The organism is Limnothrix redekei LRLZ20PSL1, assembly GCF_043235035.1.
Taxonomy (GTDB): Bacteria; Cyanobacteriota; Cyanobacteriia; order CACIAM-69d; family CACIAM-69d; genus CACIAM-69d.
Genome location: NZ_JAZAQF010000002.1, coordinates 1 through 9,178 on the forward strand (window position 1 = coordinate 1; position 9,178 = coordinate 9,178).

At 56.6% G+C, this 9,178-nt stretch carries 7 protein-coding genes and 1 pseudogene; 5 read left to right on the plus strand and 3 right to left on the minus strand.

Annotated elements, in window-relative coordinates; all coding sequences use genetic code 11:
• The 3 genes and pseudogenes from VPK24_RS00935 to VPK24_RS00945 all read left to right on the plus strand — a co-directional run.
• Positions 1-104: pseudogene (locus VPK24_RS00935) on the plus strand (IS5/IS1182 family transposase); the annotation flags it as partial.
• Positions 105-107: 3 nt separating this feature from the next.
• The gene (locus VPK24_RS00940) at positions 108-368 is read left to right on the plus strand and encodes a hypothetical protein (protein WP_393009914.1); all 261 of its coding nucleotides are present in this window, start codon (positions 108-110) and stop codon (positions 366-368) included.
• A 345-nt stretch (positions 369-713) separates the two neighbouring features.
• The gene (locus VPK24_RS00945) at positions 714-1,187 is read left to right on the plus strand and encodes an NAD(P)H-quinone oxidoreductase subunit N (RefSeq protein WP_099531486.1); all 474 of its coding nucleotides are present in this window, start codon (positions 714-716) and stop codon (positions 1,185-1,187) included.
• Between the two features lie 172 nt (positions 1,188-1,359).
• On the opposite strand, the gene VPK24_RS00950 is transcribed toward VPK24_RS00945, so the two are convergent.
• The gene (locus VPK24_RS00950) at positions 1,360-1,653 is read right to left on the minus strand and encodes a hypothetical protein (protein WP_190356298.1); all 294 of its coding nucleotides are present in this window, start codon (positions 1,651-1,653) and stop codon (positions 1,360-1,362) included.
• A 233-nt stretch (positions 1,654-1,886) separates the two neighbouring features.
• On the opposite strand from VPK24_RS00950, the gene VPK24_RS00955 reads away from it, so the two are divergent.
• Positions 1,887-2,840, plus strand: coding sequence for an SGNH/GDSL hydrolase family protein (locus tag VPK24_RS00955; protein ID WP_393009917.1), 954 nt, complete (start codon positions 1,887-1,889; stop codon positions 2,838-2,840).
• 24 nt (positions 2,841-2,864) lie between these two features.
• Here the strand turns inward: VPK24_RS00955 and pheT are convergent, their stop codons facing one another.
• Positions 2,865-5,351, minus strand: a complete 2,487-nt coding sequence (gene pheT / locus VPK24_RS00960; protein ID WP_393009919.1) for a phenylalanine--tRNA ligase subunit beta — start codon at positions 5,349-5,351, stop codon at positions 2,865-2,867.
• Positions 5,352-6,378: 1,027 nt separating this feature from the next.
• Between pheT and VPK24_RS00965 the strand changes: the two genes are divergently transcribed.
• Positions 6,379-7,950: a serine/threonine-protein kinase gene (locus VPK24_RS00965; protein ID WP_099531481.1), complete on the plus strand. Its 1,572-nt coding sequence runs from the start codon at positions 6,379-6,381 to the stop codon at positions 7,948-7,950.
• Positions 7,951-8,079: 129 nt separating this feature from the next.
• On the opposite strand, the gene nadC is transcribed toward VPK24_RS00965, so the two are convergent.
• Complete coding sequence (nadC, locus tag VPK24_RS00970; RefSeq protein ID WP_393009921.1) at positions 8,080-8,961, minus strand: carboxylating nicotinate-nucleotide diphosphorylase; 882 nt, start codon at positions 8,959-8,961, stop codon at positions 8,080-8,082.
• Positions 8,962-9,178 lie beyond the last annotated feature (217 nt).

The following is a 9,178-nucleotide window of genomic DNA, read 5'->3' on the forward strand; positions in this document are numbered from 1 at the left end:
GATTGAGCAAGGACTATGAGTTGTATTCGGAGACGAGTGAAGGGATGATCTATGGCTGCTTAATGCATTTGATGGTGAGAAGATTGGCTGCTCTAGATGCTTAATAATTGATTTATAAATCAGCTCTGAATGCGGGCTTGGGGCAATGTATTGCCGAGTTGATTGCCGCTGATCGCTTCAATCGGCAACGGGGCAATAAGCGATCGCCCCTCTATGGTTTGGTCACAACCGGTTCCTTGTGGAAGTTTCTGGAATTTCGGGGCGACCAAGTAATGATCGACTTGCGGGAATATGCGATCGAACCGCTCGATCGGCTCTTTGGCATTTTGGTCAGTTGTGTAGAAGCAAAATCACAGGACTCGAATTAACCAATCAGCGAGGTCATTAACTGTTGACCGATTCAGTTTCAAACTGAATTTTCGGGTCAAATTCCTGAAAAAACTGGTAATCGATCAACGCTGCTACCAAACGCTGCTACCAACTGATCGAGTCGTTGGGAATTAACGGCCCGATCGAGCTTCAAGGGTAGCGCTGGCTGAGCGGCTTGATCGAATCGCTATCGGACTCATGATCAAAAGCAATCGATTTCCCGCCCGATCGACCGCCTGTGGTTGAAACGAGCGTAGTAAGATTGCCTAGGGTCATCGACCAGCCCGTAATGGTTTGGGGTCGATCGCTCTAGTCCAGCATTCCGCGCGATCGCGCAAACGCTTATGGTAGCCCTGCAAGATAGTGTCTTCTCGCTTTTCGCAGACGGTAAGCGCCTGGTGCGCGATCTCGAAACCCACGGCGCTTTAGCCTTCTATGCGCCCTTGGAAGGGGGTTACGAAGGTCGCTATATTCGCCGCATCCGAGCCAATGGTTACACCGCCGTGAAGTTGACGGCGCGTGGCTTAGGCGACCCGAATACTTACCTGACTGGGGTGCATGGGGTTCGTCCCGCCCACTTGGGCAAGAGAGACATTCAGACGTACTTTATTCCGCCCATCATTGAAACGCAGCTTACGGGCCTGTCGCCCCGTTCTAAGGGCTTGCTGATTTGGATCCTGGAAGGGTTTGTGCTCTCGCGCCAGGAAATTGAGTTTCTTTGCGCTCTGCCGAAGCTGGATCCCCGCGTGAAGGTGGTGGTGGAAATGGGGGGCGATCGGGCCCTGCGGTGGATGCCCCTGAAAAACACGCCTGTGTAGCACTCGGGTGGGTTAGGCGATCGCCTCTGGCTTGCTTTGCTCGATGCTTAACTAGAATTGAGACGCATCCAGAAGGCATTCAAAAGCCATCCAAAATAACCAAAAACCAGCGGCCGCTTCTGGCTGCTGGTTTTGTGTTGTCTAAGCGATAGGGGTCTAGGGCGCTAGGGTGCTAGTTCAGGCTGTAGGCAGATTGCAGCGCCCAAACAATCAGGGCTACGATGCCGCCCAGGATGAAGGTGGCAGAGAGGGCGATCGCCACGGGGCTATCGGCTCCCTTGAATTTCATAATGCCGCGATCGAGGTCTGACATGATCTTGTGGGGGTTGCGAAAGAGTTGCGAAAGATTGAAGTAGCTCGCCCGGGGAGATCGGCCGGTGACAAAATCGAGGAGTTGCGGGCCCCGGCGAGGGGACGGGCGCTCGATCGCTCGGTCGATCGCTGCTGAATGGGGGCTAGGAGCCAAACGAAATCGTAAAAATTTCCGGTACTGATTTTAGCGAGTCCGGACAGAAAACGGCCGCCTAATTCAGCAGCAAGGTGGGACTCTTCTGCTTTGATGACATGCTTGCAGTCTTCGATCGTCCCCGGTTTGAGGTGAATGGGGTGGGTGATGGATGCTCGGAGGATGCGAGGAAACCGGGGGATCGGGGGTGATCCATGAATTGGGGATCGTGGTTATCGGCTGAGGAGTTGAGGATGGTTGTGGCGCAGTGGCTTTTGTGGGGATGCTTCGGGGCGATCGCCCTATTTGCAATTGGGGAAGGGGTTTTGCGGTGGGGATTTGGGTTTGGTCACCCACCGCTTTATGTGGCTGATCCCCACACGGGGTATCGCCTGAAGCCCGATCGGCAAATTCGGCGCTTTGGCAACCGGATTACGGTGAATGCTTATTCCATGCGTAGTCCGGCCCTGCGGGAGGGAACCACGCGAGTGTTGCTGTTGGGGGATTCCATCGCCAACGGGGGCTGGTGGACAGATGATGAGGCCACGATGGGGGCTTTGTTGGAGCGGGGCTTGATGCAACGGTTGCCGGCCCAAGTGCGCGATCGCCCGATCGAGGTTTTAAATGCCTCGGCCAATTCCTGGGGCCCGCGCAATGAGCTGGGCTATCTCCAGCGCTTTGGCACGTTTTCGGCGCAAGTGGTGGTGCTGCTGCTGAATACCGATGATTTGTTTGCGATGGCTCCGTCCTCATTGCCGGTGGGTCTGGATCCCAACTATCCCGATCGGGAACCTCCCTTGGCTTGGCTGGAACTGTGGCAGCGGGTGCGGCCGCCCCAAATGCCCCCTCAATTGCAAAATCGCCCCCCAGAACCGGGCGATCGGGTGGGGCTGAACCTGGCCGCGATCGCCCAAATTCGTGATTTGGCCCAAGGGAACCAGGCGGATTTTTTGGTGGCGATTACGCCTCTGGTGCGGGAGGTGGCGGGCCAAGGGCGTGATTATGAGGCCAAGGCCCGCGATCGGCTGGTGGCGTTTGCCCGCCAGGAGGGCATTGAACTGCTGGATTTTCTACCGGATTGGCGGCTGGCTAACCGATCCGGCCTCTTCCGCGACTCGATTCACCTCTCGGAGTTGGGCAATGGATTGGTGAGCCAGGCGATCGTGGATCGGGTGGCCAGTTTGCTCACCCTTTCCCGATCTCGCTAGGCCGCGGGTTGGTTGTCCTGATCCTTAGCTGCGGAGGGTCGCCCCAAACTTCTCGGTAATGGCATCGCGCACCTTTTGGTGCAACGGTTCCACATCCTCATCGGTCAAGGTGCGATCGGGACTGCGATAGAGCAGGCGGAAGGCCAAACTGCGTTGCCCCTCCGGTACCCGATCGCCCCGATATTCATCAAACAGCTCCACCTGTTCCAGCAAAGGCCGGCCAGCCTTGGCCATGGTGCGCTCCAGCTCGGCCACGGTCACCTTGGTTGGCGCAAAGAAGGCCAAATCGCGGCTACTGGCGGGCAGGGTAGCATAGGGCGCAAACTTCGGTTGCGGCGGTGCATCGTCGATCGCCACCTTGTAGATCGTTTCCAGATCCAGCTCAAACACGTAAATCTCAGCGGGCAGATCCCGCGCTTGGCATAGCTCCGGGTGCAGTTGACCAAAGGTTCCTAGGCGGTTGCCCCGCAGCCAGAGGGAAGCGGTACGCCCTGGATGGAGCCGAGCATCGGCGCGATCGGCCTGGTATTCCACTGACAGATTCAGGCGATCGAACACCGCCTCTAAAATGCCCTTCGCCTCATACCAAGTCAGGGGTGATTCCTTGCCGCCCGCTGTCCAACGGCCGCGCCGCACATCGCCCCCAAGGATGCCGCCGAGCTTGTCTGCCTCAAACAGTCCATCCTCCTCAGACCAGAACACACGGCCAATTTCAAAGCCGTTCAGTCCGCCATTGCCCTGTTCCAGGTTGTATTGATAGGCATCCACGAGACCGGAAATTAGCTCCGTGCGCAGGGCTGAATATTCCGCATAAAGGGGATTGGCCAAGGTCACTTGGCGGCCGCCCGCTGGCTTGCACAGGGAATAGTGCATCAGTTCCGTCAGGCCTTCCGCCCGGAACAGTTCCCGAATCTGACGCAGCAGGGCGATGTCTGGCGGCAAGCAGCCAAATTCGCTCTTGGGCGGCAGGGTGCTCGAAAAGCGGTTGTAGCCAAACAGGCGAGCCACTTCTTCAATTAGGTCAATTTCCCGCTCCAGGTCTCGATAGCGATAGGGCGGCACGATCACTTCCCACTCGCGGCCGCCACCTTCGGGGGTTCCGGCGGTGGTCACACGCAGTTGGCAACCCAAGCTGCTCAGGATTTGTTCCACGGCCTCGGCGGGCACAAAGTCGCGCAGGTCGCTAGCTTCATCAATCTTTTCACCCTCGGGCGGTTGCAGGGGCCCCAGGATTTGGTGCAAGCGATCGAGCCGCAGATTCAGAGTGCGGCTGAAGGTTTCTAGGGGCGGACGAGCATCGGCCTGGTCGCGGGCTACCACTTGTCCACCCGCCAATTGCAGAATCAGATCGATCGCCCGTTGCAGAGCCAAACCGAATTCCACCTGATTGGTACCCCGTTCATAGCGGGTGGAAGCCTCCGTGCGGATTCCGATCGAGCGAGCCGATCGACGCACCGCCGCCGGTTCAAATAGAGCCGCTTCCAACAGCAAATTGGTCGTGCTGCTATCAACCTCCGTTTCCTCACCACCCATCACGCCGGCCAGGGCGATCGGGCGATCGTTTCCCGTAATCAACAGCGCCTGGGGCGAGAGCGATCGCTCCTGACCATCCAAAGTTTTCAGCGTTTCGCCCGCCCGGCCATAACGCACCCCGATCGCCAGCTCCGAACCACCGCAGACCCCTTGCAGTTGATCGCGATCAAAGGCATGGAGCGGCTGACCCCACTCCAACATTACCCAGTTGGTCACATCCACCACATTGCTAATGGGCCGCACGCCCGCCGACTGCAAGCGGCGCTGCAACCAATCCGGCGACGGGCCGATCGTCACGCCCTCAATCACCGTTCCCACGTAGGCCGGACAAGCCTTGGATTCGCTAACCCGCACCGTCACCCCCGATCCCAGGTGATCGGGCAAAGTCGCCGTGGTTGGCGGCAATATCACCGCACCCCCCACCAGCGCCGCCACTTCCCGGGCAATTCCCACCATGCTCAACGCATCGGCCCGGTTTGCCGTTGAAGTCACGTCCAAAATCACATCGTCCAGCCCCAACAGCGGCCGCACATCCATCCCCGCCGCCAGAGACTCGCCCTCCGCAAACACGTGGATCCCTTCCGACTCCTTCTCCAGGCCCAGTTCACTCAGGGAGCAAATCATGCCCGCCGAAGGAACCCCCCGCAACTTCGTGGGTTTCAGCTTCAAATCCACCGCTGGCAGATAGGTGCCCACCGTTGCCACAGCCACCGTTTGCCCCGTCGCCACATTCTTCGCGCCGCAAACAATTGTTAAGGGTTCCGCCTGGCCCACATCCACCGTACAAACACTCAGGCGATCGGCATTGGGATGTTGCTGGCGATCGAGCACTTTGCCCACCACCACCCCATCAGCCAACGCCCGCAAATCCTCGATGGATTCCACCTCAAACCCTGATAAGGTAAGAGTTTCGGCTAACTGCTCCGCCGTCGCGTTGAAGGGGACCAGTTCACGCAGCCAGTTCAAAGAGATACGCATGAATTCAGTCTATCGATCGAGAATTGAATACTTCAGGTGGCGTGGTACTAGCCGAAGAACGGGAGTGGTTCTGTTCCATCCCAGCCCCAGGCGCGTAACCCACTGCCGCTAAACCTTGGCTAACCCAACCCGACGGGACACCACCCACTGGCCATCTCCCGTTGGGTATCCTCCCTTAGGCATCATTGAGCGTGCTTGAGCGACCCACCTTGAGCCACAAAAGTCACCCACAAAGCTACAAAGTGTTCGCAAAGGTCAGCCAATTGGCGCAGCAGCACAGTAGGCTAGGAACGTCAGAGGCGCATCACTGCTCCCGGATGAGCATACTGCTGGGGGAACATCCCGGAAACTAGGCGTGATTGCTGCTAAATCTAAGCAACTCGAACAATCGAACACACCATTCCCTGAGGGGTGATAACCCTTTGGAAATTGATATTCCGGGAACCGACTAACCCCATCACCCAAGACGGAGGGCAGTTTGCCAAGGGACTATCTTAGCGCTCTTGGTTGGGCCAAGGGCTGATTTTCCGGGTGTCTGTGGGATCCCGCCCGATCAAAATCAGCATCACAACCCCTGCTTCGTTTGCCATAAGTCATCACCACCCGACGAACGGGGGCGTAATTTAGGTCAGCGAAGTGGACTGATCCTTGGCGAATCATGCCTTGGTCAATGGCATGGTGAATGGCAAGGTTGTGTGAAATTTGGATGAAGCTAATCCGTCGTCCCAAATCTCAATCCTAAATCTGTCTGTGTCATTGATAACTCGTATGCTCCGAAAGAATACGTAGACAGCCCCAGCCACTTCATTCCAAAAACGCTGCCAATTAACGCTTTATCTGAGTTTGGGAATGGCTGATGCTGATCCGCAAGAGAGATCCTTAAGCAATCAAAGTCACCACCACCCGACTCCTTCAAACCCGTGCAACGATGAGCGCCTTTGGTATCGTAGAGATGAAAGATGCTGCTCGGGCTTGCAACGCATCGACCCCGCAACCGGATCGACTCTGCAATCCTTGGTGATGCCGGATGAGCTATTGCCTAAACCCTGCCTGCCCCCACCCCGAAAATCCCGACGAGGCCGAACGTTGTCAAACTTGCGGCTCATCGTTGCTACTGGGCGATCGCTATCGCATCCTCCGTGCCCTTGGCCAGGGGGGGTTTGGCGCGACGTTTTTGGCAGAAGATATCTCCCTGCCCGGTAGCCCCAAGTGCGTCATTAAGCAATTACGACCTGCCACCACCGCGCCCCATGTGTTTGAAATGGCGCGTAATCTTTTCCAGCGGGAAGCCAAAACCCTAGGCAAAATTGGCAATCATCCCCAAATTCCCCAACTCCTGAACTTTTTTGAGCGGGATAAGGAGTTCTATCTCGTTCAGGAATTTGTGGATGGCATGACCCTGAAGGGTGAAGTGAAAAAGAACGGCCCCTACAGTGAAGCGGCTGTTCGGCAATTTCTCAGCGAAGCCCTGCCCATCCTGCAATACGTCCATTCCAATAAGGTGATCCACCGAGACATTAAGCCGGATAACCTCATTCGACGGGAACAGGATAAACGGCTGGTTCTCATTGACTTTGGCGCGGTGAAAGATCAGGTGCAAACGGGCCCCGTCTCTGACCAAACAGCCTTGACGGCGGTGTCGGTGGGAACCCCCGGCTATGCTCCACCGGAACAGTTATCCCTGCGCCCTGTTTATGCCAGTGATATCTATGCCTTGGGTGCAACCTGCATTTACTTGCTAACGGGGCGATCGCCTAAGGATTTGGACTATCACCCCACCACCGGTGAAATGATGTGGCAAAAATACGTCCACATCAGCGCTCACTTGGCCAATGTGCTGAAAAAAATGCTGGAAATTGCCGTCAAAAACCGGTACCAGCGTTCCGAAGACATCCTGCGGGCCCTCGACCTGGAGCCTTACATGGACGACTTGGCGCAAAGTATGGCGCTACCGGTCAGCACCGAGCCAACCCGTCCTTCTATGGGAGGAAATTTTGGCGGGCCGCCCGTTGCCAACAACACCTCTCGTTTAGCCCAGTCCATCCGTGCCCGTCGATCGCGCCCTGAATTAACCGGCGGTCTCAGCACGGGTAGCTCCTTATCGGGGGCAGCCGGCAACAGCGGTCGGGTGAGCGGCGGCAACAAACCCAAAGCCGGTGGACCCATGCCATGGCTCAAGGGCAATGAAGTTCAAACCTATTACGCCAAAGGCCGCCGGGACTTCGCCGCCCACAACATCAGTCGTGGGGAACTGCCGAACGTTAATCTATCCGGCTGTATTTTTCGAGAGTCAAAGCTCGATAAGACGAACTTGCAAGGATCAAACTTAACAGAAGCAAACTTTGCCAAAGCCAGCTTGCTAGAGGCTAACTTACGCGGGGCCCAGCTCATTCGTGCCTATTTCCATACGGCGAATTTAGCCAAGGCCGACTTCCGCAAAGCCGACCTCAGCTACGCCAATTTTACGAATGCCAACCTTTCAGGGGCTAACTTCTGTGGTGCGAACTTGACCGGGGCCAAAATTGACGAAGAGCAATTAGCGGTTGCTAAGACCAACTGGATGACCATCATGCCCAGTGGTAAGCGTGGCTTTATGTAGAGTGCGTTGGATCGGGTTTGATCGATCGGGTTTGATCGATCGCGCTTCCCGCTTTGTCCAGTCGCTCACTTGCTCCCTCGAATCAACCCCTGATCTCAGTGGTCATGGCAGCGTGGTGATATCGGTAGCCTACTGGGTGTCAGTGTTTTGGATACGCATACTGATGTCCAGCCAACGAGATTGGGTCATCGGTGCACTGGTGGAAACGTAATCTACGCCGGTTTGCGCGATCGATCGCACCGTAGCCAGAGAGACATTGCCCGAAGCCTCAATTTTGATATGAGGAGCCTTCGCGCGAATCATGGCAACTGCTTCTTGCATCATCGCCAGCGGCATGTTGTCCAACATGATGATGTCTACCCCCGCTACGATCGCCTCTGTTACTTGCGCCAGGGATTCCGTTTCCACCTCGATCGTCAAGGGATAGGGACAGAGCGATCGAACATGTTCCACCGCCACTGCCACCCCACCAGCCGCTGCCAAGTGGTTATCCTTCAACATCACCGCATCATCCAGCCCCATGCGGTGATTCACCGCACCCCCAACCTGAGCCGCATATTTCTCCAAAATCCTGAGTCCTGGAATCGTCTTCCTCGTATCCGCTAGCTGCGTGGGAAGTCCAGCCAGTTGCTCCACATACTGACTAGCCAGCGTTGCCACCCCGCTCAATCGCATCACCAAATTCAACGCCACCCGCTCGCCGCTGAGAAGCGCCTCCAGTGGCCCTGACACCTGAGCCAACAGTTGTCCAGGCACACAGGCAACACCTTCCTCCACCTCAGCACCCCACACCACCCGATCGTCCAGCAATTGAAAAACACGCCCCGCGATCGGCAGCCCAGCAATCACGCCCTCAGCCTTCGCAATCCAAGTCGCCCGTCCCCATGGCTCCTGTGCTGCACCTCGAACCACCGCCAACGTTGCTCGATCGCCCCGCCCCAAATCCTCCAGCAACCACCCTCGCAGCAGCTCATCAACCTGTAGCCAACCCGGCAACATGCCCTTAGCCATATCCACGCGCCCTTCAAAAACAACGCGCCCAAGCCTAACTCGACTTGAGCGCCCCACCGTAATCGGTCAATCAAAAATTTTTTTAGCGTCCAAAGTGTTGACTGGGAGGGAAATTGGGGGAATTTGGGGTTGGGGCGTAGGAAATTTTTTTTCAAAAGGTGTTGACAAAGGCAAGAAAGGTTGTTAATTTAATAAAGCGCTGAGGGGGAAGCGAAGC

Coding starts and splice junctions, on each gene's coding strand:
- VPK24_RS00945 (WP_099531486.1), top strand. CDS start 714: ATGGTAGCCCTGCAAGATAGTGTCTTCTCGCTTTTCGCAGACGGTAAG.
- VPK24_RS00955 (WP_393009917.1), top strand. CDS start 1,887: ATGGTTGTGGCGCAGTGGCTTTTGTGGGGATGCTTCGGGGCGATCGCC.
- pheT (WP_393009919.1), bottom strand. CDS start 5,351: ATGCGTATCTCTTTGAACTGGCTGCGTGAACTGGTCCCCTTCAACGCG.
- VPK24_RS00965 (WP_099531481.1), top strand. CDS start 6,379: ATGAGCTATTGCCTAAACCCTGCCTGCCCCCACCCCGAAAATCCCGAC.
- nadC (WP_393009921.1), bottom strand. CDS start 8,961: ATGGCTAAGGGCATGTTGCCGGGTTGGCTACAGGTTGATGAGCTGCTG.